The organism is Agrobacterium sp. ST15.16.024 (assembly GCF_027956545.1).
Lineage (GTDB): Bacteria > Pseudomonadota > Alphaproteobacteria > Rhizobiales > Rhizobiaceae > Agrobacterium > Agrobacterium cucumeris.
Genome location: NZ_JAQKGO010000002.1, coordinates 57333 through 82935, shown reverse-complemented (window position 1 = coordinate 82935; position 25603 = coordinate 57333). Strand labels below are relative to the sequence as shown.

The 25603-nt window shown below is 57.0% G+C and carries 27 protein-coding genes; 16 read left to right on the top strand and 11 right to left on the bottom strand.

Annotated features, from left to right (window positions below; all coding sequences use genetic code 11):
- Nucleotides 1–46: 46 nt before the first annotated feature.
- The 7 genes from PL640_RS08900 to PL640_RS08870 form a co-directional block, all read right to left on the bottom strand.
- The gene (locus PL640_RS08900) at nucleotides 47–757 is read right to left on the bottom strand and encodes an anti-sigma factor (RefSeq protein ID WP_271361542.1); all 711 of its coding nucleotides are present in this window, start codon (nucleotides 755–757) and stop codon (nucleotides 47–49) included.
- Nucleotides 754–1296, bottom strand: coding sequence for a sigma-70 family RNA polymerase sigma factor (locus PL640_RS08895; RefSeq protein WP_269699331.1), 543 nt, complete (start codon nucleotides 1294–1296; stop codon nucleotides 754–756). Before PL640_RS08895 ends, PL640_RS08900 begins: the two co-directional genes overlap by 4 nt.
- A 131-nt stretch (nucleotides 1297–1427) precedes the next feature.
- Nucleotides 1428–1859 carry a DUF2177 family protein gene (locus PL640_RS08890; RefSeq protein WP_271361540.1) on the bottom strand — a complete coding sequence of 144 codons (432 nt, stop codon included), beginning with the start codon at nucleotides 1857–1859 and terminating at the stop codon, nucleotides 1428–1430.
- 93 nt (nucleotides 1860–1952) lie between these two features.
- A complete protein-coding gene (locus tag PL640_RS08885; protein WP_271361538.1) occupies nucleotides 1953–2330 on the bottom strand; it encodes a DUF2147 domain-containing protein in 378 nt (125 codons plus the stop codon).
- A 27-nt stretch (nucleotides 2331–2357) separates the two neighbouring features.
- On the bottom strand, nucleotides 2358–3590 hold the full coding sequence (locus PL640_RS08880) for an SAM-dependent methyltransferase (protein ID WP_271361536.1): 1233 nt from the start codon (nucleotides 3588–3590) through the stop codon (nucleotides 2358–2360).
- Nucleotides 3577–4398, bottom strand: a complete 822-nt coding sequence (locus tag PL640_RS08875) for a DUF1365 domain-containing protein (RefSeq protein WP_271361534.1) — start codon at nucleotides 4396–4398, stop codon at nucleotides 3577–3579. Before PL640_RS08875 ends, PL640_RS08880 begins: the two co-directional genes overlap by 14 nt.
- Nucleotides 4395–5768 carry an NAD(P)/FAD-dependent oxidoreductase gene (locus PL640_RS08870; protein WP_271361533.1) on the bottom strand — a complete coding sequence of 458 codons (1374 nt, stop codon included), beginning with the start codon at nucleotides 5766–5768 and terminating at the stop codon, nucleotides 4395–4397. The genes PL640_RS08875 and PL640_RS08870 overlap by 4 nt, the downstream gene beginning before the upstream one ends.
- Nucleotides 5769–5959: 191 nt before the next feature.
- Here PL640_RS08870 and PL640_RS08865 point away from each other — a divergent pair, with 191 nt between their 5' ends.
- The 5 genes from PL640_RS08865 to PL640_RS08845 all read left to right on the top strand — a co-directional run bounded on the left by PL640_RS08865 (nucleotide 5960) and on the right by PL640_RS08845 (nucleotide 11591).
- Entirely contained in the window at nucleotides 5960–6748 is a 789-nt protein-coding gene (locus tag PL640_RS08865; RefSeq protein WP_271361532.1) for a DUF1295 domain-containing protein, read from the top strand.
- Nucleotides 6745–7776 (top strand): SAM-dependent methyltransferase, encoded by a 1032-nt coding sequence (locus PL640_RS08860; RefSeq protein ID WP_271361531.1) that lies wholly within the window; start codon nucleotides 6745–6747, stop codon nucleotides 7774–7776. Before PL640_RS08865 ends, PL640_RS08860 begins: the two co-directional genes overlap by 4 nt.
- Before the next feature lie 150 nt (nucleotides 7777–7926).
- A complete protein-coding gene (locus tag PL640_RS08855; RefSeq protein ID WP_271361530.1) occupies nucleotides 7927–10137 on the top strand; it encodes an ATP-binding protein in 2211 nt (736 codons plus the stop codon).
- Nucleotides 10130–10585, top strand: a complete 456-nt coding sequence (locus PL640_RS08850) for a response regulator (RefSeq protein ID WP_142843561.1) — start codon at nucleotides 10130–10132, stop codon at nucleotides 10583–10585. The genes PL640_RS08855 and PL640_RS08850 overlap by 8 nt, the downstream gene beginning before the upstream one ends.
- Nucleotides 10575–11591 (top strand): sensor histidine kinase, encoded by a 1017-nt coding sequence (locus tag PL640_RS08845; RefSeq protein ID WP_271361529.1) that lies wholly within the window; start codon nucleotides 10575–10577, stop codon nucleotides 11589–11591. The genes PL640_RS08850 and PL640_RS08845 overlap by 11 nt, the downstream gene beginning before the upstream one ends.
- Before the next feature lie 57 nt (nucleotides 11592–11648).
- Here the strand turns inward: PL640_RS08845 and PL640_RS08840 are convergent, their stop codons facing one another.
- On the bottom strand, nucleotides 11649–12023 hold the full coding sequence (locus PL640_RS08840; protein ID WP_269699347.1) for a response regulator: 375 nt from the start codon (nucleotides 12021–12023) through the stop codon (nucleotides 11649–11651).
- Nucleotides 12024–12234: 211 nt separating this feature from the next.
- Between PL640_RS08840 and PL640_RS08835 the strand changes: the two genes are divergently transcribed.
- The 3 genes from PL640_RS08835 to PL640_RS08825 are packed head-to-tail and all read left to right on the top strand — an operon-like array spanning nucleotide 12235 to nucleotide 15165.
- The gene (locus PL640_RS08835; RefSeq protein WP_271361528.1) at nucleotides 12235–13689 is read left to right on the top strand and encodes a sensor histidine kinase; all 1455 of its coding nucleotides are present in this window, start codon (nucleotides 12235–12237) and stop codon (nucleotides 13687–13689) included.
- Nucleotides 13686–14123: a response regulator gene (locus PL640_RS08830; protein WP_142843558.1), complete on the top strand. Its 438-nt coding sequence runs from the start codon at nucleotides 13686–13688 to the stop codon at nucleotides 14121–14123. The genes PL640_RS08835 and PL640_RS08830 overlap by 4 nt, the downstream gene beginning before the upstream one ends.
- A 4-nt stretch (nucleotides 14124–14127) precedes the next feature.
- A complete protein-coding gene (locus PL640_RS08825) occupies nucleotides 14128–15165 on the top strand; it encodes a sensor histidine kinase (RefSeq protein ID WP_271361527.1) in 1038 nt (345 codons plus the stop codon).
- Nucleotides 15166–15318: 153 nt separating this feature from the next.
- On the opposite strand, the gene PL640_RS08820 is transcribed toward PL640_RS08825, so the two are convergent.
- Nucleotides 15319–16131 (bottom strand): aminotransferase class IV family protein, encoded by an 813-nt coding sequence (locus tag PL640_RS08820; protein ID WP_271361526.1) that lies wholly within the window; start codon nucleotides 16129–16131, stop codon nucleotides 15319–15321.
- A gap of 78 nt (nucleotides 16132–16209) precedes the next feature.
- Here PL640_RS08820 and PL640_RS08815 point away from each other — a divergent pair, with 78 nt between their 5' ends.
- On the top strand, nucleotides 16210–16572 hold the full coding sequence (locus PL640_RS08815) for a MerR family transcriptional regulator (RefSeq protein WP_271361525.1): 363 nt from the start codon (nucleotides 16210–16212) through the stop codon (nucleotides 16570–16572).
- A gap of 74 nt (nucleotides 16573–16646) precedes the next feature.
- Here the strand turns inward: PL640_RS08815 and PL640_RS08810 are convergent, their stop codons facing one another.
- Nucleotides 16647–17111 (bottom strand): Lrp/AsnC family transcriptional regulator, encoded by a 465-nt coding sequence (locus tag PL640_RS08810; RefSeq protein ID WP_271361524.1) that lies wholly within the window; start codon nucleotides 17109–17111, stop codon nucleotides 16647–16649.
- A 167-nt stretch (nucleotides 17112–17278) separates the two neighbouring features.
- Here PL640_RS08810 and PL640_RS08805 point away from each other — a divergent pair, with 167 nt between their 5' ends.
- From PL640_RS08805 to PL640_RS08785, 5 genes are all read left to right on the top strand, one after another.
- On the top strand, nucleotides 17279–18058 hold the full coding sequence (locus PL640_RS08805; protein ID WP_271361523.1) for an ABC transporter ATP-binding protein: 780 nt from the start codon (nucleotides 17279–17281) through the stop codon (nucleotides 18056–18058).
- Nucleotides 18059–18106: 48 nt separating this feature from the next.
- On the top strand, nucleotides 18107–18880 hold the full coding sequence (locus PL640_RS08800; RefSeq protein WP_271361522.1) for a transporter substrate-binding domain-containing protein: 774 nt from the start codon (nucleotides 18107–18109) through the stop codon (nucleotides 18878–18880).
- A gap of 11 nt (nucleotides 18881–18891) precedes the next feature.
- Entirely contained in the window at nucleotides 18892–19617 is a 726-nt protein-coding gene (locus tag PL640_RS08795; protein ID WP_271361521.1) for an ABC transporter permease, read from the top strand.
- Between the two features lie 12 nt (nucleotides 19618–19629).
- A complete protein-coding gene (locus PL640_RS08790) occupies nucleotides 19630–20319 on the top strand; it encodes an ABC transporter permease (protein WP_271361520.1) in 690 nt (229 codons plus the stop codon).
- 78 nt (nucleotides 20320–20397) lie between these two features.
- Nucleotides 20398–21327: a homocysteine S-methyltransferase family protein gene (locus tag PL640_RS08785; RefSeq protein WP_271361519.1), complete on the top strand. Its 930-nt coding sequence runs from the start codon at nucleotides 20398–20400 to the stop codon at nucleotides 21325–21327.
- 27 nt (nucleotides 21328–21354) lie between these two features.
- On the opposite strand, the gene PL640_RS08780 is transcribed toward PL640_RS08785, so the two are convergent.
- Nucleotides 21355–22275, bottom strand: a complete 921-nt coding sequence (locus tag PL640_RS08780) for a LysR family transcriptional regulator (RefSeq protein ID WP_271362077.1) — start codon at nucleotides 22273–22275, stop codon at nucleotides 21355–21357.
- Nucleotides 22276–22407: 132 nt separating this feature from the next.
- Between PL640_RS08780 and PL640_RS08775 the strand changes: the two genes are divergently transcribed.
- Both PL640_RS08775 and PL640_RS08770 read left to right on the top strand, forming a co-directional pair.
- A complete protein-coding gene (locus tag PL640_RS08775) occupies nucleotides 22408–23448 on the top strand; it encodes an aromatic ring-hydroxylating dioxygenase subunit alpha (RefSeq protein WP_142843548.1) in 1041 nt (346 codons plus the stop codon).
- A gap of 136 nt (nucleotides 23449–23584) precedes the next feature.
- On the top strand, nucleotides 23585–25558 hold the full coding sequence (locus tag PL640_RS08770) for a DUF2817 domain-containing protein (RefSeq protein ID WP_271361516.1): 1974 nt from the start codon (nucleotides 23585–23587) through the stop codon (nucleotides 25556–25558).
- The last annotated feature ends 45 nt before the right edge of the window (nucleotides 25559–25603 follow it).

Sequence of the window (25603 nt, the reverse complement as noted above, 5' to 3'; positions counted from 1 at the left end):
ACGGTGTAGCAATCCCGGGTCCGTGGGATGCTGCTGCACACGCCTTCTATAACAGCCGCGCGCTGCCGACGGCGATAACTGGGCCGGTTGCCTGACCGGTTGGCGATCCGCCGAAGGGCTCCACGCTGATCGCGAAGGTCGTGCCTTCCGTGATTGTGCTGCGCATATCGGCGGGGATGATGAGATCGCCAGACGTGCCGGGCTGGAACACGCCCAGCGAGCGCGTCTTGCCGCCATCCATGACCAGCCACAGTTCCAGTGATTTTTCGTCCGTCTTACCGGTTGCGACGGGGATGATGCGCATCCGTCCGGATTCCGCGTCATAGGAGGCAAGCAGATTGACCTGGCTGTCGGTTGTCGCAAGTTCCGCCACCAGCGGGGTGACGCCCTGCCGTTTTTCGGGAAAGGCGGCGTAGACCACGGCGGCCACGGCGGTCGCGCTGGTGGCAACCGATATCCAGCGCCAGAAGGACGCGGAATTCCACAGGCTGCCGTTGGCGTTGATATCCCTGCTGCCAAACAGGCGCTCTTCGATGCGAGCAAGAACAGCCGTATTCGGTACCTGCTCTTCATAATCGGCATTGAAGTCGGAAAATTCCTGCTCCCAACGCTGCACCAGTTGCGCGAAGACCCTGTCGTTCTCAATACGCCGCTCCAGTTCGCGGCGCTTTTCGAGCGGCAGGACGCCCAGCACATATTCGCCGGCGAGGATTTCGTCGCGCGAGTGCATTCCGCCGCTCTGGTCGCCCGTTGTCATCGCTGCATGCACTCTCTGAGTTTGAGAAGACTGCGCCGCAGCCACGTTCTGACCGTATTCAGTGGCACGCGCAATTCATCTGCCAGTTCGAGATAGCTTAAACCCTCAACATAGGCTCGGCGTACCGCCTTTGCGTGAACAGTTTCAAGTTCACGCATGCAATCCTCGATCCTGCGGCCTTCGTCAGCCAGAACGACCTGCTGTTCAGGATCGCGAATGCCATCGTCGGCAAGTTCGTAGGCCTCATCAATATCATCGCTTATGGGTTTACGGGCCCGGATCGTGTCGATCGCGTGGTTGCGGGCGATGGCGGCAAGCCATGTAGCCGGCTTGCCGGCGCTTGCGGCAAATGTGCGGGCGCGCTGCCACACCTTGATATAGATTTCCTGCAGCGCCTCCTCGGCTTCGGTTCTGTCCCGCAGGATCTTCAGGCAGATCGCGAAAAGCTTTGGACTGGTTGCCTGGTAGAGCGAGACGAATGCTGAACGATCACCCATGCCGACACGGTTGATTAGGCTTGCTATCTCTGTGCCCTGCATTCGAACCTTCCTTGCTGCGCTTCCTTTATAAGGTCGTCTTTCACACGAAGACAAGGGACGAGGAAGAGGAAGTTCACGATGGGACCCCCACAGGAGGGCCGCACTTGCGCCGTAGCCGAGAGGAAGCGTCGTCATGATATGCCCGTCGAATTTTCCAGCGGGCCGAGGAGGCGCACCGTGACGAGATAACCGATGATCGCCGCTGCGGCGGAAACGAAGGTTCCCCAAAGAAGATCGGCGATGGTGAGGGTGGTTGGCCAGTTCTTCAACGTCGCCTGATTGGTCAGATCATAGGTGGCGTAGGCCATGAAACCGACAATCGCGCCGTAAAGCAGCGCCGTCGTCCATTCACCGGAAAGCAGGGCCGGGCGCACGGCAAGAAAGGTCAGCCCGCCGGCGTAGATGAGGTAGAAGACGACCGCTGGAGCGAGCCGGAAATTTTCCGCCAGGAGATCGCCGATAGCCGGGCGGTAAAGACGTGACGCCATGGTGCTCAGCCAGATGAAATCGATCACCAGAAACGCGATGAGCGTGAAAAAATAGGCTGCGAAATAGGTCTTCATCGGTGTTTTCCTTTGCCGGGCATTGAGAAGGCGGCGAGTTTTTTTCGTTCGGAAGACAATGCAATTAGTGGATGGAACGGCGCGTGATCTGCGCTAGTCGATCCGGGTCCAGCTTATGCCCTTGCACAGAAGGCCGGCGACGATACAGCCCTTCGTGGTCATGTTACTTCCCGAAAGTGTCACAGTTATCCTGTAGGATTTGTCCCGCTGAGGATCGAAGGCGGTGCCGGAATAGATGCCCGCCTCGCTCTCTTTGATGTCCATGATCAGGCGGTCGCCGGTCTTCTCCTTCGGCGTGCCGGGTTTGATCCAGGTGTTTGTGGCGCATATTTTTTCACCGCAGGGCGCGATCAGCACTTTTGCCTTGCCGTCGCCGCGCGCCCAGTTGCCGTCGATCTCCGCCGCTGTCGCGCCGAAGCCGACCAGCATCGGGGACAGGGCAGATACAATTGCCAATCTAATGATTTTCATTGTCTTTCTCCACCGGTTGGCCCCGCCTCATCCTTGTTCTATCGTGTACAAGCCGACATTTATGGTCCCTTCGGCAAAACCTGCTTCGCAATAGCAGAGGTAATAATCCCAGAGCCGCCGGAAGCGGTCGTCGAATCCAAGCAGGGAAATCGTCTGCCACCGGGCATTAAAACGCTGACGCCACTCCGAAAGCGTGAGCGCATAGGACTGGCCGAAAAGTTCTGTCTCCGTGAGCTTCAGGCCGGCTTGTCCTACGGCTTTTTCGAGCGCTGAATCGGAGGGCAGGAAACCGCCGGGAAAGATGTATTTCTGGATGAAATCTGCCTTGCGCCGATAGGTATCGAAGCGGTTTTCCTCGATGGAGATGATTTGCAGCACCGCACGGCCGCCGGGTTTCAGGCAGCGTTTCAGCGTTTCGAAATAACTTGGCCAGTAGGCTTCACCGACCGCTTCAAACATTTCCACGGAGACGATATTGTCGAATTGGCCGGTCACGTCGCGGTAATCCTGCAATCTGAGATCGATCCGGCTGGCCTTGCCTTCTTTTTCCGCCGCATTTTCCGCCCAATTCAACTGGGACGGGGACAGGGTAATGCCGGTCACGCTGGCATTGTGCTGCGTGGCGAGGTGGATGGCGAGCGCACCCCAGCCGCAGCCGATTTCCAATACGCTCTTGTTGCCGGTTAACTGGAGTTTTTCCGCAATGCGCTCGAGTTTCTTGCGTTGCGCGGCCTCAAGGCTGGGTGTCGTGCCGTCGAAAATCGCCGACGAATAGAGCATCGAGGGGTCGAGCCATTGCCGGTAAAACTCGTTGCCGAGATCGTAATGCGCCTCGATATTGCGGCGGCTGCCGCGTCGGGTATTGGCATTCAGCCCGTGTGCAAGCCGGTTGATGAGGCGCATGGGCAGGCTGCCGCGCATAGACCTTGCAAATGCCTCGCGATTTTGAGCGGCGAAACGGATGAGCGCCGTCAGGTCAGGCGTAGACCAGTCATTCTCGATGAAGCCTTCCGCGAAGCCGATATCGCCGTTGACGAGCAGCCTGCGGATTGCCCGCCAGTTATGCAGCACGATAACGGCGTCGCTGCCTTCCGATTTTCCTGATTTTTCGACGGTTCCGCCGCCAGGAAGGACGACGCGCAGCCGTCCCCGGTCGATATTGTTCAGCAGCCGGTTGATGAGCCATATGCCCATGCCTGTGCGGCCCTTGAGGCGGGTATTCTGCGCCGGTAACTCGGAGAGATTTTCAAACGGAGTCATGACTTCTGGCCTCGATTTGCGACGATGAAGGGGAAACGAAGGAGATTGGCTCGACGGGTGGCAGCGGACGTTTTCTCAGCCGCACGCCCTTCAGCCAGATTTTCAGGGCTTCCCAGTGAATGCCGACAACGACTTTCAGCGTGAGAAAAGGGATGGCGACGAAGGCTTTCAGCAGCGCGCCATCGGTCAGCTCGACCCTTCGGGCAAGATGGCGGGCTGTCAGGACCGGACCTTCATCATCGAAAGTTTCAATGACGATCTTCAGCCTGTCACCGGGCGGGACGACGCGGAAAACATAGTGGAGGTTCATGTCCATGAAGGGCGAGACATAAAAGGCCTTGTTGCATCGCTGGACGATCTCTGTCCCCGTGCCGGCCTCTACCGGGATCAGATAGGAGTGTCTTTGGCCGAAGGTGTTGTCGACCTGCCAGAGGATGGCTTTAAGTGACATGTCGCGCCCGTGGCAGAAGAACACGCTGAGCGGGTTGAAGGCCCAGCCAAGCAGGCGCGGCATGGTAAGCAGGCGGATGGGCCCGCCATCGACGGCCATGCCCGCCGCCGCCATGGCCGTTTCTATCTGCTGGCGCAGTCCGATCGTGTTGTCACCATTGCCGCGATCCTTGCGATGAAACGAAAACAGGTTGAAACGGTCGACAGAGAACAACCGTAATTTCCGGTCGAGCGTCTCCAGCTCATCGAGATCGAGAAGCAGCGAATAAATCCGGTAGTCCAGTTTGTGGGTTTTTGGCTTGAAACGCGCATGGGTCACGTGGCCCGGGAAAAGCGCCGATGTGAGGGGAGGCGTCATGGCGTTGCCTCCATGAGTTGTGTATCCGTCGCAATCGCCGCCAAATCCAGGCGAATGATCCGGCCGCTGTCGTCCGCAACCTTCCATGGGCGGGATGCGCCGCCAAGATCTTCGGCGACCGCAAGGCCCGCCTGAAGGCCGTCTTCATGAAAACCAGAGCCGAAATAGGCGCCGCAGAACCAGGTGTTTCGCAGGCCCTGCAAGGCCCATAATTCCTGGCGCATCTGTTCGGTGCCAGCGTCAAAAACCGGGTGGTGATAGGTTTCCTCGGCGATGATTTTTCCTTGATCCGGTTCTCGCGCCGGGTTCAGCGTTACAAAAGTATCAGGGGTTTTGCCCAGCGGCTGGAGCCTGTTCATCCAGTAGGTGATGCTCGGCTGACGAGCTTCAATGCTCTTGTCGGCCACATAGTTCCAGCTTGACCAGGCAGCGCGCCGGCGCGGCATGAAGCTGCTGTCGGTGTGAAGCACGGCGCGGTTTCGGGTGTAGGTAAAGGCGCCGAGAATGCGCCGTTCGGCGCGCGTTGCATCCACGAGCATATCGAGCGCCTGATCCGCATGGGTTGCGATCACCACGTCATCGAAGCGAGCGGTTTCGCCCTCCGCAGTGATGATTTCGATGCCATCAGGCAGGCGGTGGATGCGCGTCACCGGCGTCGAGAGGCGAATTCGATCCGCAAACGGTGCGGTGATGCGTTTTACATATTCGTGTGCGCCACCGACGACGGTGCGCCAGACCGGCCGATTGCGTAGCAGCAGCAGACCGTGATTGCGGCAGAATTTGATGAAATGTGCCGCTGGATAACGACCGACCTCCATCGCCGGCGTGGACCATATGGCCGCGGCCATGGGGTAAAGATGATCATCGCGGAAGGCCGCCCCGTAGCGATTGCGCGTGAGATAGTCGTCGAGAGACACGTCGCCCATCACATGCAGGTCTCGCGGAGCGTTGCGGTAGAACCGCAGCAGGTCCGCCAGCATCGACCAGAAACGGGGTCGTAGCGCATTTCTCTTTTGTGCCAGCAGGCCAAGACCGGTTCCGCCGGAATATTCAAAGCCGCCATTGTCGAGCGAAACGGCGAAAGACATGTTGGAGGCTGCCGTCGGCACGTCCAGTGTCTGAAAAAGCGCGGTGAGATTGGGATAGGTCGATTCGTTATAAACGATGAAGCCGGTATCGACGTGAACCGGCCCATTATCCGTGTCGAATGTTACCGTGTTGGTGTGACCGCCGATGCGATCCGCCGCCTCGAAGACCGTGACATCGTGCCGTTGCGACAAAAGCCAGGCCGCCGACAGGCCGGAAATTCCTGTTCCCACTATGGCGATGCGCCGCCGGCTATGTCCTCGTGTTGCTTCGGTGTCGGTCATCTATCCTCGCTATCGCATTACAGAAATTTGCCCTGGGACAGCGCAGATACGAGGCCGGCGCCTGATAAGTTTCAGCGGCCGGCAGTTTTTTTGATTTTTTTCCGAACCCTGAAACTCTTTTGCCGGTTCGCTCGTATTTGCCATCACGGACACCCGGCCTCGATCTGTTCAAAACGGTGAGCGAAGTAGTGATGTTTTCTGTGATCCTGATGCTTGCCATTCTCATGTCGCTGCTCATGGCCGGAGCGTGGGCATTACAGAGAGCAACCGGCTCTAGCGGCTGGATCGACACCGTCTGGTCCGCGAGCGTGGGGCTCGGAGGCGTCTTGGCTGTTTTATTGGCGGAAGGAGACGGTGCGCGACGCGCTATCGTATTTTTGCTTATTGCCGTCTGGTCCCTGCGGCTTGCCGGCCATATCGGCCTGCGCACGCGGGGCGGCGGGGAAGATCCGCGTTATGCGAAACTCATCGAAAAATGGGGCAGCGCGGCCTCCCTGCGACTTTTCATCTTCCTCCAGATACAGGCCATTGCCGCCTTCGTGCTTGTTCTGGCAGTCTATCTTGCGGCCAGTAATGGCCAGAGTTTCCTGCGTGTTCTCGACCTTCTTGCCACCATGATTGCCGTTGCAGCGCTGGCAGGGGAAGCTCTCTCGGACGCACAGCTATCGAAATTCAGGAAAACCCCTGAAGCAAAAACCGGCGTGTGTGAAACCGGTCTCTGGCGTTATTCCCGCCATCCCAATTATTTCTTCGAATGGCTCTTCTGGTGCGGCCTGCCGTTGCTGGCGGTTCAGGCCCACGCCTTGTCATGGGCCTCGCTCGCCGCACCGGTCATGATGTACTGGCTGCTCGTCCATGTCTCCGGCATTCCGCCGCTTGAAGAGCACATGCTGAAATCGCGCGGGGAAAAATTCCGCGCCCTGCAACGCCGCGTCAACGCCTTCTTTCCGGGGCCGCGCAAGAACGAGGAAACGCCATGAACATGCTCTCCTTCGCCATCAATGCCGCGGAACGTACGCCGCTAAACGACAGCGTCACTCTCGCCGGGATAGATATGCTCTGCGCAAGAACGAAACGGCGGCTTGCAAAAATCCCGGCCGATGCCGAGTTGGTTTTTGCGGCCGATATGGCAAAATTCCCCATTGCCAGCCATACCGACGAGGCGAACAGGCAGCACTACGAGGTCCCCGCGGAATTTTTCGCGCTCGTTCTTGGGGCCCAGCGCAAATATTCCTGCTGTTATTATCCCGATGCCGCGACGACCCTCGATGAGGCGGAAACTGCTGCGCTCGCCGAGACCGTAGCCCATGCCGGGTTGCAGGATGGTATGGACATTCTCGAACTCGGCTGCGGCTGGGGCTCGCTTTCCCTTTATATGGCGGGTCGTTTTCCCAACGCGCGGATCACGTCCGTTTCGAATTCTGCATCGCAACGCGAATATATAATCGGCTACGCCCGGGAGCGTGGCTTTTCCAATCTGTTGGTAGTGACCGCCGATATGAATGATTTCACCTCCGGCGCGCGTTTCGATCGCGTCGTTTCGGTGGAAATGTTTGAGCACATGTCCAACTGGCGCGCATTGTTTGAGCGTGTTCATGCATGGCTGAAGCCGGAAGGCCGCTTTTTCCTGCACGTCTTTAATCACCGTGACCGATCCTACCGTTTTGACCACAATAATCCGGCGGACTGGATCGCGCAGCATTTCTTCACCGGCGGCATCATGCCTGCCTTCGATCTTCCCCATCGTTTCGACACGCTTTTCACCGTCGAACGGGAATGGCGCTGGTCGGGATCGCATTATCGTCGGACAGCGCTCGACTGGCTGGCGAATTTCGACCGGGAGATCGATCATATACGACCGATCCTGCAACGGGTTTATGGGGCTGATGCGCGGTTGTGGGAACGGCGCTGGCGACTGTTCTTTCTGGCAACCGCCGGGCTTTTTGGCCATGACGGCGGTGACGTCTGGGGGGTGGGGCATTATCTCATGGCGAGCGTTGGGTCATAGCGACTGGAGCGACGATCTCCGGAAATTCTGGTGGTCGTCCTGACACGATTTGCTGAAAACGAGCGTTTACATCGCCGCAATAATCAATAGGTTGGCGGCATCTTTTGAGCAGGTCGATCGTTCTTCTACAAAGAGCGGCTGGAGAAAGTCATGAGTTCAGTTACGCCGAAACTGGATAGTTGCGGCGCCGAGCCCATCCACATCCCCGGCGCTATTCAGGAACATGGTGCGCTTCTGGTCCTGGCTGCCAACGAATTTTTCGTCGTGCAGGCGAGTGATAATCTCCATGATTATATTGAGGCGTCCCTGCCGATTGGTGCGGCTGCAAATGCCACGGTCCTGCCGTTCATAGCCGCCTTATCCGAATGGTATTCCGGTGACGAAAACAATTTCCGATATGTCTGGACCGAAAAGGCACTCGATGTTTCTGCGTATCGATCCGGCGCCTTGATCATAATCGAATTCGAAAAAACGAGGCACGGCGAATCGGCTGAAAAGTTGATGGGCGAACTCACCGGTTTGGCGCAATATCTGAACAGCGCACCCTCGCTGGAAGACGCGCTTTTGCGGACAACCCAACTGGTATCCTCTATCAGTGGTTATGACCGCACCCTGATCTATGACTTCGGGCTGGACTGGAGCGGCCATGTCGTTGCGGAAGCCGGAAGCGGCAATTTGCCGTCTTATCTTGGGCTTCGCTTTCCGGCGGCCGATATTCCGCCGCAGGCACGGCAGCTCTACACGATCAACCGCCTGCGGATGATCCCCGATGTCGATTATCGACCTGTCCCGGTCACACCGCAGTTGAATGCGGCAACGGGGGCGGTGCTTGACATGAGCTTTTCGCAGCTTCGCAGCGTATCGCCGGTCCATCTCGAATATATGCGCAACATGGGTACGGCCGCGTCCATGTCGGTGTCGATTATCGTCAACGGCACCCTGTGGGGTCTGATTGCCTGTCATCACGCCACGTCGCATTCGGTGTCCCTTGCCGTGCGTGAAGCCTGTGATTTTGCTGCACAGCTCCTGTCGATGCGGATAGCAATGGAGCAGAGCTCCCAGGATGCGTCCCGCCGCGTGGAGCTTGGCCATATTCAGGCGCGCCTGCTGAAGGGGATGGCAGGGGCCGAAAAATGGGCTGATGGCCTTCTAGAAGGCGATGATCAAAGAGAAGACCTGCTGAAACAGGTGGGAGCGGATGGCGCTGCGCTCGTCCGGGGCAATGAATATGAGCTGGTCGGCAAGACACCGTCACGGCAGCAGGTTGAAGAGTTGGTCCTGTGGCTCGGCGAGCAGGCGATCACGGATGTCTTTGCGGCCGAGTGCCTTGTGAATGATTATCCTGCAGCTGCGTCTTATGCCGGCGCGGCAAGCGGAATTATCGCGATGCGCATCTCGGAACTGCACGGCAGCTGGCTTATCTGGTTTCGGCCGGAAGTCGTAAAAACCGTACGCTGGGGAGGAGATCCGCACAAAACCGTGCAGGAAAGCGGGCGGATACATCCGCGCAAGTCCTTCGAAATCTGGAAGGAGCAGGTGCGTAACACGGCTTTGCCGTGGTCTGAACCGGAACTTTCGGCGGCACGGGAGCTTCGAAGTGCGATTATCGGCATTGTCCTGCGCAAGGCCGAGGAAATGGCGGATCTGACGCGAGAATTGCAACGGACCAATAAGGAACTGGAAGCTTTTTCCTATTCCGTTTCGCACGACCTGCGCGCGCCTTTCCGCCATATTGTCGGCTTTGCGCAGTTGCTGCGCGAGCGCAGCGACGCCATGGACGACAAATCAGAGCATTATCTGCAAATGATCTCCGAGGCGGCTCTGGGGGCAGGCAGGCTCGTGGACGATCTTCTGAAGTTCTCGCAGCTTGGCCGCACGCAAATCGCCATGAAATCCGTGGACATGGAAAAGGTGGTGAGCGAGGTTCGCCGCTCCCTTGCCCCATCCATGACTGATCGTCAGATCGAGTGGCGTATTGGTCGTCTGCCGGTTACGCGCGGCGATCCGACCCTGTTGCGGCAGGTCTGGTACAATCTCATCGACAACGCGATCAAATATTCCCGCCAGGAACCGGTCTCGATCATCACTATCGGTGCGGTCGAAACCGAAGACGACGTCACTTATTCGGTGGACGACAATGGCGTCGGCTTCGATATGGCCTATTACAGCAAGCTCTTTGGTGTGTTCCAGAGGCTGCAACGTGTTGAGGATTTTGAGGGAACAGGTATCGGGCTTGCTCTCGTCAGGCGCATTGTTGAGCGCCATCACGGTTCGGTCGGTGCACAGGGAACCGTAGGCGAGGGAGCCTCGTTCTCCTTCACATTGCCGGTTATGAAAATTGAAGAGGAAGAAATTGCCTGAACTCAGACCTATTTTGCTGGTGGAAGATAATCCACGCGATCTGGAACTAACGCTGACCGCACTTGAGAAATGCCAACTTGCAAACGAGGTTGTTGTTGCGCGGGATGGTGCCGAGGCACTTGATTATCTCAATGTCACGGGTGCCTATCACAACCGCCCAACGGGTGATCCCACGGTCGTTCTTCTTGACCTCAAATTACCAAAAGTAGACGGGCTTGAGGTTTTGCAGATGGTCAAGGGCAGCGATCACCTGCGGCATATCCCCGTTGTCATGCTGACCTCGTCCCGCGAAGAACAGGATCTTGTGAAGAGCTACGAACTCGGCGTGAACGCCTTTGTCGTCAAGCCCGTCGAGTTCAACGAGTTTTTCAAGGCCATCAAGGATCTCGGGGTTTTCTGGGCGCTCTTGAACGAGCCACCACCGGGTGCGCGTCGCAATGGTGAATGAGGCAATGCTGCAAATGGAAGCAAGCAGGCTTCTTCTCCTTGAGGACAGCTCTGTTGATGCGGAACTGATCGAAGAGCAGCTTTCGCGCATTTCGCCGCCGCCTGCGGTAACAAGGGCGGTAGGCAAGGCATCGTTCATGGAGGCATTGGAAAACCAGCAGTTCGATATCATCCTTGCTGATTTTTCTCTGCCGGATTTCGATGGCATGTCTGCGCTCGATGTCACCATGCAAAGGTTTCCAGACACACCGTTCATTTTTGTGTCGGGCATTTTGGGTGAAGACGCAGCAATCGATGCATTCAGGCGCGGTGCGACCGATTACGTCCTCAAACAACGATTGGCAAGATTGCCGTCTGCTGTCGAACGGGCGCTTGCGGAAGCGCGGGAGAAACAGGAGCGGAAGCGGGCGGAGATCCACAAGGAATTGCTTGTCCGTGAGCTTAGCCACCGCGTCAAGAACACCATGGCGATGGTCATTTCCATCATCCGCAGAACGTCAAAGGGCAGCACCTCCGTCGACGATTATCAGGAGAGGCTTGTGGCCCGCGTGACGGCGCTTGCCGAAAGCCACGCCCTGCTTTTTCAAAGCAACTGGGGCGAGACAGATCTGAAGGATGTCGTGAAGCGGGCGATTGAGCCCCATAACAGTTTCGCAAGCCGGGTCGAACTTGAGGGTCCTGAAGGCGTTCAGGTGTCACCAAAATCCGCACTGGCGCTCGGGATGATCCTGCATGAGCTGCTGACGAATGCTCAGAAATACGGATCTCTTTCCGGAGCGCACGGGAAGGTGGAGGTTTTCTGGAAGACGCAGCGTGACAGTCAGGGGCGTGGTCATGTCGATCTCCGGTGGCAAGAAAGCGGTGGCCCCCCCGTTTCTGTTCCCCAGGAAACCGGTTTTGGAACGACCCTGATAACAAAAGGCGCCAGATACGAACTACAGGCGGAAAGCGAAATCCACTATGAGCAGGCCGGTCTGCAATACCAGGTGGCCTTTCCACTGGATTGATGCGGAAGATAAAAGGATCTGCATACGGGGTGGCGTATTAAGCCCGGAATTCTCGCCTCACTGATTGGGTGAGAATTCATTCGCCAGAACATGTGAGAGATCGTCAAAGTTGCAGGGTTTTGAAACGACTGTCAGCCCGGCCAGCTGCGCTCGCACTCCGGGTATTTCCGCATATCCGCTGCAAACGACGAAAGGCACCTTTGCGGCCCTCAGTTCCTCGATAACCGGAAACGACAGTTCACCCCTCAGATTGAGATCGATGACGGCACCATCCAGCTCGGTTGCGTTTATTTTTTCCAGCGCCGCTTCTATGTGGGAGACGGGTCCGACAACGTTGACCCCCAGATCCGACAGAAAGTCTTCCATATCCATCGCGAGAAGTGCGTCGTCTTCCAAAACAAGGATCTGTTTTCCCTGAAAATTATATCTCATGTCACCGCATTCACATCGTTTCAGCCGTGTCGGGGGCTGTTTTCACCAACATTGCTGAACTCCTGAAATCTGACGGGGTTCCACGGTTGCGTAAAAAGAAATCATTCGCATCTGGCGCAACCGTCATCTAGTTTGTCGCACTTATTAGCTGCCTACCGGGAATGTTATTGCTGTGACTGGTTTTTCACCGTTTGCCCAGCGAAGCCTTTTGATGCTTGCTGTGGGTGTCGCAATTTTGATTGGCATGGTCTCCATGTCATTATGGCTTGTTCAGGTGAATAACCGGTACTCTCAGGAAACCGCGGAACTGCGACGTGTGCGTGCAGCGGTTCTCGATGTGCTGACAACAATGCAGGACATTGAAACGGGCCAGAGAGGATATCTGCTTAGCAACAATGTCGATTATCTGGTGCCCTATGAAGAGGCGTTGCGCGGCCTGCCACAGCGTCAGTCCAGAATTCTCGATCTTCTGAAAGACGAGGACCGATATAAACAGGCCTTGTCGCAACTGACAGAAGCGATCAATGCGAAACTGGCCGAGACCCGCGAAACGATCGATTTGCAAAAGGCCGGCCGCATGACCGAGGCGGTGGATGTCGTCCGCAACAATGACGGCAAACGCTTCATGACCGAAATCAGGGATGTTCTGTCGCGCTTGCAAACAGACACTGATGATCGGTTGCGCGTCATCGTCGGAGATCAGCTCGGTGCAGCCAATACGCTTCGATGGGTGACGGTGGGCGGCGCCCTTGCAATTCTCCTTGTCGTCGGCGGTTCGATCTTTCTCGTTTTCACCTATATCCGCGCTTTGACCAGGTCTCGGGAGGATGTTGATGAGCTCAATCGCCATCTGGAAGAACGTGTCGAGGAAAGGACGCGTGATCTTCGCCGCGCCAATCAGGAAATTCAGCGCTTTGCCTACATTGTCACCCATGACCTGCGCGCGCCGCTCGTCAATATCATGGGTTTCCTCTCCGAATTCGATACCTCGCTCAAGCCGGTGACCAGTTATGTCCTGGCTGACGGTAAAACCCCACCGGAAGAGGTGGTCCGGGAAGCACGGCTGGCGGTTCAGGAGGATATTCCCGAGGCCATTGGCTTTATCCGTTCATCGACGCGGAAAATGGATCAACTGATCAACGCCATCCTGAAAATATCTCGCGATGGTCAGCGGAAGCTGCAGCCGGAGAAGGTCGATATAGAAACATTGCTCTCTTCACTATCCGAGACGGTGCGTCATCAGATCACCGCCAATGGCGGCGAGATCGATGTTGATACGCCAAAGCTCACGATTGTTACCGATCGCATATCTCTCGATCAGATTCTTGGAAATCTCTTTGACAATGCGGTGAAATACCAGATGTCGGGTCGTCCGTTGCGGTTGACCGCGCGTGCCTACCCGGCCGGGCGCGGAGCGATTTGTATCGAGGTTGGCGACAATGGGCGCGGTATCGGCGAGCAGGATCTTGAACGGGTCTTCGAGCTTTTTCGTCGGGCAGGCAGTCAGGATCAGCCGGGAGAGGGAATAGGTCTCGCACATGTTCGTTCGCTAATAAGAAATTTAGGCGGGGACATTAGGGTGGAGTCCAAACTCGGTGAGGGCAGCACGTTTTTCCTGCTGCTGCCGAGTGACCTCAGAAGAGTGACGAAGGAAGGCGACAAATGAAAGCGACCGGTCAGGAAGTAACGATCGTGATGATCGAAGACGACGAGGGCCATGCGCGCCTGATCGAAAAAAACGTGCGGCGCGCCGGCGTGAACAACGAGATTGTGCCCTTTACGCTCGGTGCGAAGGCGCTGGATTACATCTTGGGCGAAAGTCGGGATGGGCTTGTCAGCAAAGATCGCTATCTTCTCGTACTGCTCGACCTCAATCTCCCCGATATGTCGGGCATCAACATCCTTGAGCAGATCAAGAGCAATGAATACACACGCCGTTTGCCTGTGGTGGTTTTGACGACAACCGATGATGAGACTGAAATTCAGAAATGTTATGATCTCGGTGCGAATGTTTATATAACCAAGCCGGTCGATTATGAGGGCTTTGCGAATGCCATCAAAAACCTCGGCCTGTTCTTTTCCGTAATCCAGATACCCTGAAAGCATGATGGCTCTGCGCATTTTGTATGTTGATGACGATCCGGCTCTGGCGCGGCTTTCGAGCCGCGTTCTTGGTCGTCACGGAATGGAGGTGGTTCATGCCGCCTCCGTAGCGTCCGGACTCGAGCTTTTTCAAAACGGACAGTTCGATGTCGTGGTTCTCGACCACTATTTCCAGACGGCGACAGGCATGGAATTTCTCGCCGCGATCCAGACGATACCGGCGCGCGTTCCGGTTCTCTATGTGACAGGGTCAAACGAGGCCCAGATCGCCATAGATGCCATCAAGGCGGGCGCTGCGGACTACGTCATCAAAAACGTCGGGGATGACTTTTTTCCGCTCTTGCTCACTGCCATTAACCAGGCCCTGGAAAATCATCGCCTGCGCCAGACGAAGGAGGAGGCGGACCGTCTGCTGGTAAAAGCCAAGGAACACGCGGAAATGATGGTGAAAGAGATGAACCATCGTGTCGCAAACAGTCTTTCGCTGGTCTCGGCCATGATCCGCCTGCAAATAAATACCCTGAAGTCGCAGGAAGCAGAGACAGCATTGCTGGAAACGCAAAGCAGGATTTCTGCCATCGCCGGCGTTCATCGCAGCCTCTATAATACAGCCAATGTGGGACTTGTATCCCTCGGTTCGTACCTGACCTCCATCATCAGCGATCTGTTTCAAGCCGTACCCGGCTCCTCCTCCATCACGGTTGAAACGTCACTATGCGAGGTTGATCTGAACGCAGACCACGCCGTTGCTCTCGGTGTCATCATCACCGAACTGCTGACCAACGCGCTGAAATATGCCTATCCCGATCAAACCGGGACCGTGCGGGTCAATCTGTCAGAACAGGACGGACAGTTCGTTCTTGTCGTGGAAGATGACGGAATAGGATCGGGGCCTGATGCATCGCCGAAGGGCACCGGGTTAGGCACAAAACTGATCATGGCAATGGCGAAGAACATCAATGCCCGCGTCAATCAGACGTATACTCACCCGGAACGGAACGCGGGAACGCGTTACACGATGACGTGGAACGAAAAGTAGCGGCTGCGTATTGCCTTCTTGGCATGTATCTTTGCATTTGAGGCGACGCTCATGCTCGTCGCACTCTTCTTGGTTCGACAGGAAAAATCGGTGAGTTCCTGATTGAGCGCTCTCTCAAACGGTTACCTTTGCCGAAAGCGGACATCGTGCCATTTAGATGGCGACCAACGGCTCTCGCGCATAGGCCTCTTTGAGGATTTCTATTAAGGTCGCTGACGAGGGTACAGAAACAGCATCAAAGCCGCTGACAGCAACACCCGGTGTCCACGAATTCATAAGTGCTGCGCCTTTCATATCGGCCAGCCGCGCGAGTGTGATCTGCTCCTCCCGCTGGGTAATTCCAAGGATTGCAAGTTGACGGCGGATGATCCCCATCGTGACGCCTGGCAGAAGCGCTGCCTTGGGCCAGACAACGGCTTCGCCGTCCCAGAACACTACGTTCCAGATAGTGGCTTCGCTTACATGTCCGTGACTATCGACGAATACCGCATCGTCAAAACCATTTTCGACAGCGCGTCGGAGATACTGCGTTTTTGATGCCTCGCCGACATGTTTGATCGTTGGAAATGGCCTCTCGTGCTGGACAACGGTCAAGCGCAAAGGTCCCTCAGGGCCATCGAACGAGGGTGCTGTGCGCACTAAAACGGCAGGATCGTTGTCAGCCCCGGTCGGCGTAAACTCGCCGCTCCGAGAGTACATCGTTGCCGTTACCGAAACTGCGGAAGGCGCATCCTGTAAGGCGTTCCGAATACGTTCACGCACCAGATCGTCGGACAGTGCTTGCCCAAAAAACTCAACCGATGCCCGATGCAACCGGGCTAAGTGAAGGTCCAATCCCCTTACTGCGCCATCGCGAACTTGCATGGCCGTAAAGTGCGCGAAGCCTGCGAAAGCCAGAGAAGAGAGAGCTTCGACTGTAGCCTCACGGCCGTCGATCTCCGTCCGAAAATCAAACTGATTAGTCATTCTAATGCTCCTTTTGCAATTTACATTCTGGAGCCTTCTCCCTACAGTCTGACAGTGCTGTCAGAGTCAAGGGCTAACATGAAGATCGGCGAATTGTCTCGAAGGACCGGCATCAGCATAAGAATGCTGCGCTATTACGAAACAGAGGGTCTTCTCTCACCGGTTCGTACTCAATCGGGATATCGTGATTACAGTCATGCCGATGTGGAGACCGTGGGACGTATCGGATTGCTTTCAGATACAGGCATGACATTGGCAGTCATCCGGCAGTTCCTGCCGTGTTCCCTTGACCGACGGCACGCTTTCGAACCCTGTGACGAATTGAAGTCGCAATTGCATACGCAAATAAGTTCGATTGATGAGAAGAGCCGCAAACTGTCGGAAAGCCGGAACCTTTTGGCCGGGTTACTAAAAGCGTTTGAAGAATCGACGCCCACGTAAACTCCCTCGAAGACACACGGCCGGCAACGCCAAATGGTCGGTGCATCTGAGATCCGCCGTAGTGGGCGTGAGCGTTACTCCGGCGGCACGAACAGGCCGAGTTTAACGTCGCGCAGCACTACATTCGTGTGCATTCTGCGGATCTGCGGATTTTCCGCCATGATCAGCGCGGCGATGTCGTCATAATGTTCGACGTCGCGGGCGGTGACGATCGCAATCAGATCGACCGCGCCGGTAACGTAATAGACCTGCTGGATATGATCCTGCTTCTCCACCCAGACGCGAAACTTCGCCAGCGCGTCATAATTGTCCCGCTCGATCTCCATTCCCACGATGAACACCATCGATGTTGCCGTTGCTTTTCGATCGATGACGGCGACTTCCGCTCTGATAATCCCTTCTTCGCGCAGGCGCTTCAACCGTCTTTGTACGGCCGAGGCGGACAGGCCCACCCGTTCCGCGATGGTTTCGGCCCTCAACTGGCAGTCTCGTTGAATGAGATCCAGAATGTCGCGGTCAAAACGATCCAGTTGTTCCATTGTCTGATCCAGTTCGGTTTCAGCTGCGGCCCATCAGGTATTTCGCCGCACTTGCCGCATAAAGAAGATTATTTTGCATGAAAAAAGCAAAATAGATAGAAATTGCGCGAAAAAACCGCGTTATTTTGTCATTATTCTCCGCAAATTCATTTTAGTCGGAACCATGCATGCCAGACCAACCCTTTCCTGCTCTTCGCGTCGAAGATCTCCACAAAAGCTTCGGCCCGCATCAGGTTCTCAAAGGGATTTCGGTGCAGGCCCACAAGTCTGATGTGATTTCCATTATTGGTTCGTCGGGTTCTGGAAAAAGCACCTTCCTCAGATGCATCAATTTTCTGGAAACGCCCGATCGCGGCCGCATTGTCGTGAACGGCGAGGAGATAGCGCTGAAGGCCGGGCGCGACGGGCGGTTGCAGCCGCGCAGCTGGCGACAGGTTGAACGGCTGCGCACCGGGCTCGGCATGGTCTTTCAAAGCTTCAATCTCTGGGCGCATCGCACCGTGCTGGAGAACGTCATCGAGGCGCCTGTTCATGTCATGGGCATGCCGCGGCGTGAAGCGGTCGAAAAAGCCGAGGCCCTGCTTCACAAGGTTGGGCTTTTCGAAAAGCGTGACACCTATCCGGCCTTCCTTTCCGGGGGGCAGCAACAGCGTGCGGCGATCGCCAGAGCGCTTTGCGTCGACCCTGATGTCATGCTGTTCGATGAGCCGACATCGGCGCTTGATCCGGAACTGGTCGGCGAGGTTCTCAAAGTCATCCGCGATCTCGCGGAAGAGGGCAGAACCATGCTGATCGTCACGCATGAAATGCGCTTTGCCCGCGATGTCTCGAACCGCGTTCTCTTCCTTCATCAGGGACAGGTCGAGGAGGAAGGCCCGCCGGAACAAATATTCGGTGCACCCGTCAGCGCCCGATGCCGGGAATTCACCGGCCTCATCGCCCACTGACGCACAACCCGCCATCATCGACAACACCCATCAGGAGAAACCTTGCGAATGAAACTGCTTCCCATGTTTTTCGCCGGCGCGGCGTTTGCGCTGTCTGCCTTCACGGCACAGGCCGAAGTCCGCTTTGGCATCATGAACGAATCCTATCCGCCCTTCTTCGCCAAGGACGCCTCGGGCAAATGGCACGGATGGGAAATCGACCTGATGAACGCGGTCTGCGAAGAGATGAAGGAAAAATGCTCCATCGTCGATATTTCCTGGGACGGCCTCATTCCGGCCCTGCAGAGCAAAAAGTTCGATGTGATCTGGTCGTCCATGTCGAACACGGCGGAGCGCTCGAAGGTGATCGACTTCACCGACAAATATTACAACACGCCAAGCACGCTGATTGGCCCCAAAGACCAGAAGCCCGGCGCCACGGCTGAAGACGTGAAGGGCAAAACGATCGGCATTCAGGTGTCGACCATCCAGTCTGAATACTACAAAAAGTATTTTGCCGGCGTCGCCGACGAAAAGACCTATCAGACACTCGATGAGGCATTCCAGGATCTGGCTGCTGGCCGCATCGACTATGTCTTCGGTGATTCACTGGCACTCGACGCCTTCCTGAAAAGCGATGGTGGCAAGGATTGCTGCGTGAAAATGGGCGACGTTTCCGATGACAAGGAAATACTTGGAGCCGGCGTTTCGGGCGGCCTGCGCAAGGAAGACACCGAACTGAAAGCCAGGCTGAACAAGGCGATAGCTGCGGTTCACACCAACGGCCAGTATGAAGCGATCACGAAGAAATACTTCGATTTCGACATCTACGGCGCGAAATAAGCAATCATCAGATGGCGAACGCGCAACAGGGCATTCTGGAACTGCTGTCTCCCTATCCTCCGGGATGGGGCGGCGTGCTTTTGGCAGGTGCCGTCGCCACGGTCGCCATCTCGGCCTGCGCCTTCGTGATCGGGCTGTTGCTCGGCACGGCCGGTGCGCTTGGAAAGCTTTCGCGTCATCCTTTGCTCCGGCTTCCGCTTGATCTCTATACGACGGTGATCCGCTCCGTTCCGGAATTGATCCTGATCGTCGGGCTCTATTATGCGGGCACCGATGGTCTCAATCGGCTGCTGGAGGCTCTCAACCTGCCGCCTGTCGAGGTCAACGGTTTCATCGCGGCCGTCGCCGTGTTGGGTTTCGTTCAGGGCGCCTACATGACGGAAGTGCTGCGCGGCGCAATCCTCGCCATCCCCGCCGGGCAGATCGACGCCGCCAAGGCCTTTGGCATGGGGCCGGTCCTGAGGTTCCGCCGCGTCCTGCTGCCGGCGCTTCTGCCCAATGCGCTGCCGGGCCTTGCCAATCTATGGATGTCGGTCACCAAGGATAGCGCGCTGGTCGCGGTGGTCGGTTATCAGGAACTGGCGCTCGCTACCCGTCTCGCCGGGGCAAGCACCAAACATTACTTCCTGTTCTTCCTGGCGTCGGCATTTCTTTACCTCGCCATCACGCTCGTTTCCAACGTCGTCGTCAAAATGATCGAAGGACGGGTGCGGCGCGGACAGCCGCGCCTTGCCTGAGGAAAGCACCCCATGAGTTTTGACTGGATACCGAACTATTGGACGCTGCTTCTGACGGGTGCGTGGCAGACGGTGGCGCTGCTGGTGATCTCGGTGGTGTTCGGCTTCATCCTCGCCATCGGGCTTGCTTTCGCGCAGGTCAGCGGCGGCAGGCTGACGCGGCTTTTGGCTCGCGGCTACTGCACCTTCTTTCGTGGCACGCCGCTGCTGATCCAGCTCTGGCTGCTTTATTACGGGGTCGGTTCGCTGCTGCCGATGGTTCCCGGGCTTCGCCAGAGCCTGTTCTGGCCGATTTTGCGCGAGGGCTTCTTTTTCGCTGCCGTCAGCTTCACGCTGAATTACGCGGCTTATGAGGCCGAGGTCTTGCGGGGAGCGCTGCTTGCCGTTCCCAAAGGCGAACTCGAAGCCGGTCGGGCCTTTGGCCTTTCACCCTGGAAGCTGACCCGCCGCATCTGGCTGCCACGTGCCATTCGCATCGCCCTGCCGACGATTGCGGGAGAAATCATCATGCAGCTCAAGGCGACGCCGCTCGCCTTCACCGTTACCGTGATGGATCTCTATGCCGTGGCCAACAAGGTTCGCCAGGACACCCTGCTGGTCTATGAGCCGCTGCTCGTTGTTACCTGCTTCTATCTTGCCCTGACGGCCGTGATCGCCCGTGTCTTTCGAGGTCTGGAAGCACAGGTGCCGGTTCGCCGCTAGCTGCACGGACAATCCACCACATTGTTTTGAAAATCCCGCTGCCGGTGACGGCGCGATAGCCTGAATGGAGATGAACTCATGAGCACAATACGAATTCTCGACGGCGGTATGAGCCGCGAGCTGCTGCGGCTGGGCGCCGAGCTTAAGCAGCCTGAATGGTCGGCACTGGCGCTGATGAATTCACCTGACATTGTGCGCGAGGTACACAGGGAATTCATCGCCGCGGGGACGCAGATCATCACCACGAACAGCTACGCGCTCGTCCCCTTCCACATCGGTGAGGAAAGGTTCCGGAACGAGGGGCCAGCGCTGATCCGCCTCGCAGGCCGTCTGGCGCGGGAAGCAGCCGATGCGGTCACGGATCGCAAAGTGCTGGTTGCAGGCTCGCTGCCGCCGATCTTCGGCTCCTACGAGCCGCAGAATTTTCAGCCTTCGCGAGTGCAGGACTATCTGAAAGTGCTTGTCGAAAACCTTGCACCCTTCGTCGATGTGTGGCTCGGCGAGACGCTGAGCCTGATCGCCGAGGCGGATGCCGTCCGCGAAGCGGTGGCGGCAACGGGCAAACCGCTCTGGATTTCGTTTACACTGGAGGATGGCGAGGCAGCGATAAGCGGCGACGAACCGAAACTCCGGTCAACCGAAACTGTGGAAACTGCCGCATACTGGGTGGCTTCATCGGGTGCCGAAGCCATTTTGTTCAATTGCAGCAAGCCCGAGGTCATGCAGGGGGCCGTAGAGGTGGCAGCGCGTGTCTTCCGGGAGAAGAATGTCCGCCTCGAAATCGGTGTCTACGCCAATGCCTTCGAAGGCGAACAGGGTGAAGCGGCCGCCAATGAGGGCCTGCACGACACGCGCAAGGATTTGAATGACGATGTCTATTCGCGTTATGCCTGCTCCTGGGCAGAGGCCGGCGCGACGATCATCGGCGGCTGCTGCGGCATCGGGGCTGCCCATATTCACCGCTTGAGGATGACACTTCCAAATGGGCAAACAGAAAGGCCGCAATAGCGATCGCGATCTGCGAAGTTTCCCCGATCAGGCGCTGCCCGCTGGAGATGAGATGACGGATTGCTTTTTCGCAATCCCCATCACCCACATATGAAATTCTCTTCCATAGGGTTTCTCAAATGCGGAGCGATCCCAGGCCAGATAATAACTCTCGGGAAGTGGAAGGCGAATATCAAACGGCACGACAAGAGTGCCTGCCTCCAACTCGTCCTCGATCATAGAAAGCTGAGCCAGAACGAAGCCGTGGCCGTTGACGGCGGCGTCGATTGCGTTGCTCGAAAGTGCGAAAAACAGACTTGAGAGCCTTTCATTCACGGTTGCACCAACGAGCTGCGCCCATTCGCTCCATTGTGGCGGCCGGCTGTAATGGGATTCCCACTCGATGTTGAGCAAAGGGAATTTGAGAACGTCCGCTGCGGTCGCCAGGGTTCGGTCGCCCAGCAGGCGGGGCGAGCAAGCGGGAACTACCCAGTCCGTGTAGAGAGGAGCGAAATGGGCGTGCACTTCTGCGCGCTTTCCATAGGTTATGCGGAAATCGCTCTGCCCGGCTGTGAGGCTGGGTTCGTCGTCCTTGCCGATGATGCGAACATTGGCTTCGGGGTAGAGAGCCTGCCAATCGAAGATCTTGCGGCCGATCCATTTGTTGACGACCGAACTGAGAGCGGTGAGCACAATGCCGGTTTGGCTCCGCGCCCGCTCAAGCACATCGACGGAATGATGAAGCTGGTTGAAACCCTTGGCGACCTCCTTGTGAAGAAGGACGCCCCATGACGTCAACTCCACACGGCGTCCCACGCGCTCAAGAAGCGTGACCCCGAGATGATCCTCAAGCTTGCGCACCTGTTGGCTGATGGCGCTGGGTGTCACGCCAAGCTCTTTTGCAGCGGTCCTCATCGTACCGCACCTTCCAACGGCTTCAAAAGCTTGCAGGGCATGGAGGGGAGGCATGGCCAAGACGGTATCTCCGATTCTGTCTTTTGTTAAGTTTTTCTAAACAAGAACGCAATGGAAATCCGCTTGTCGGCCAGCGCCACAAAGAAAATACTTCTCTCACTGGAAGCTGGAATAAGGGGAAGAAAAATGTTTCTCAGGAATGCCTGGTACGTCGCGACATGGGATCATGAAATCGGCCGCGACCTGACGCCCGTTACGATGCTCGGCGAAAATATCGTCCTTTATCGCCTGCAGAGTGGAAAGCTGGCAGCCCTTGAAGATGCCTGTCCCCATCGCAAGCTGCCCTTATCCATGGGGCGCATCAAGGGCGATGATGTTGAATGTGGTTATCATGGCCTGACCTTCGACTGTTCGGGCGCCTGCACCCGCGTGCCGGGGGCAGAGCGTATTCCGCATGTAGCCTGCGTTCGGTCCTATCCGGTCGAGGAACGTTACGGTCTTGTCTGGATCTGGATGGGTGATGCTGCGAAAGCTGATCCCGCCGAGATTTTCCATGTCGAGCATTTCGGTGATCCGTCCTGGGGCGTCAATCGTGGCGAGTCCATGACGATCAACTGCAATTACCTCTATATGACGGACAATCTGCTTGATCCGTCCCACGTCGCCTGGGTGCATCAGAGTTCGTTCGCCAGTTCGGCTTGTGAAGAAACGCCGCTGGAAACGACGGTGAAAAGTGATGGTGTGGTGGTCTGGCGGTGGATGCTGGATTCCGAACCGGCGCCGTTCTACGCTCCCTTTCTGCAGTTCGAAGGGACGTGCGACCGCAAACAGCATTACGAGGTTCGCTATCCCAGCAACGCCATCATCAAGGCGATCTTTGCACCTTCCGGTTCCGGTGGCGAGGGCCGGGAATTGCCGGACAACACGTTCCTGATGGACAGCTACAACTTCATGACACCGGTGGATGAGAACCGCACGAAATATTACTGGTTCCAGATGCGCAATTTCGCACCCGATGACCCGGATGTTTCGGCGCGTTTTGCAACCTCTGTCCGCGGTGCGTTCGAAGAGGACCGTATCGTGCTGGAAGCGGTCCATCACGGTATTGCCAACAAGCAGACCCCCAACCTCGATCTGAAGATCGACGTTGGCCCCCTGCGGTTCCGGCGTAAACTTTCGCAGATGATCGAAAGCGAGACAGTAAGCATGGTCGCTGCCGCAGAATAATCGCCAGCGCCGGAATGCTTTGGCAATACGTTCTTCGCTTGGCCCACGGAGCCAGGCGAAGATCACACAAAATAATCGGGAACATAGCGGGTGAACGGCAAAAGCCGACCTCTGCAATCAATCGGGAGTATCCTTGATGCGCCACATCAGGCAGCCTGAGCTTTATTCTGTGGACTATACTGTGCTGCGACAGCGTTTTCTCTCCGCGGCACGCCGGTCCGGCGCTGCCCTGTTTGAATACAAACATCCATTGCATGGCCCCGGCGGCGAGCCGCTTTTTACCGATGTTGCTTATCTCGGTGAACGCAATGCATCGAAAAAGCTTGTCATCCTGTCCGGCACCCACGGGGTGGAGGGGCAATTCGGATCGGCATGCCAGGCCGAATGGCTCTCTGCAAACAATCCGTTGCCCCTCGCCGCCGATACGGCTGTCGTGATCATTCACCTGATCAATCCCTGGGGAACGGCATGGAGCCGTCGGGTCAACGAAGACAATGTCGATCTCAACCGCAATTTCATTGACTGGGAAGCCGCCGTTCCGCGAAACGAGCGATATGCGACGCTTCACGAGGCCTTTGTCTGCGCCGAGTGGGATGGGCCTGATCGTGACCGTGCCGATCAAAAACTGAAAGACGCCAAAGCCGCAGCCGGTGGTCATGCCGGCATCGCCGCAATCGTTGAAGCAGGCCAATATGACTGTCCGGACGGGCTGTTTTACGGCGGCAGCGGTCCGACGTGGTCGAACCACACTCTCAGGGATGTTTTGAATACCTTCGTCAGCGGTGCATCCGATGTCATCGTCTTCGATCTACACACCGGTGCCGGACCTTACGGATATCCCGCTTTGCTCAGCGTCGCCGAAGAGGACCATGACGGGCTGGAATGGGGCAGGAAAACCTATGGGCATGCGCTGGCGGTCGTGATGACCGGCAAAGGCGCAACGACAGACACCGGCATTGCCGCGACCGCCACGGGTTATGTCTCGACAGCCGTGCGCAAATCCTTGCCGAACAGCCGCGTGCTGCCGCTCGTGATCGAATGCGGAACCCTTGAAGGCCCTGTTGTGATGGATGCCGTGCAGGCGGATAACTGGCTGCATCTGTTCGGAAATATCGAATCTCCGCTTGGCCGGAAAATCAAGACGACGCTGCGCACAGCCTTCATTCCGGTTGATCCCGAATGGCAGCAGAACTGTCTTGGGACAAGCCTGCGATATTTCGACCGCGCACTGACGGCGCTCGCCTCGGTCGCCGCGCCGGATAGGGGGGGAGAAATCGCGACAGCGGCCGCTCCTGCGTCCGTCGTCAATTGGCCGCCGGCGATCCCGGTCAACATCAAGCGCCATGACCGACCAGCCGTTGAAGTTCGCGATCTGCACAAAAGTTTCGGCACACACGAGGTGCTGTCAGGTGTCGGGCTGAGCGCCGACCCCGGCGAAGTCGTCTCGATGATCGGATCGTCCGGCTCCGGCAAGAGCACGTTTTTGCGCTGCATAAACCTGCTCGAACAGCCCAGCAGCGGCACGATCGTCATCGATGGTGAGGAAATACGGATGAAGAGCGCAGGGAACGGCCGCTCTCATCCCGCCGACATGCGCCAGGTCGAGCGTATTCGCGCCCGCGTCGGCATGGTGTTCCAGAACTTCAATCTCTGGCCCCATATGTCCGTGCTTGAAAACATCATCGAGGCGCCCGTGCATGTGCTGGGCGAACGTCGTCAGGATGCGATCGAACACGCCCATCAGTTGCTGAAGAAGGTCGGGCTTTCGGAAAAACATGCACAGTTTCCCGGACAGCTCTCCGGCGGCCAGCAGCAGCGCGCCGCCATCGCCAGAACGCTTGCCATGCGGCCGAAAGTCATCCTCTGCGATGAGCCGACGTCGGCTCTCGACCCGGAACTCGTGGGCGACGTCCTGCGGGTGATCCGCCAGCTGGCGGAAGAGGGCAATACCATGATCCTCGTCACGCATGAAATGCAGTTTGCGCGCGAGGTATCGCACAAGATTCTCTTCCTGCACCAAGGCAAGGTGGAGGAAGAGAGTACGCCTGCGGAATTGTTCAGCAATCCGCGATCGGAACGACTGCGTCAGTTCCTGTCGCGGACTTTATGAGCTGCCGCCGATTTTCTGTCGGACGGCGTCCGGCACCTAAAACGC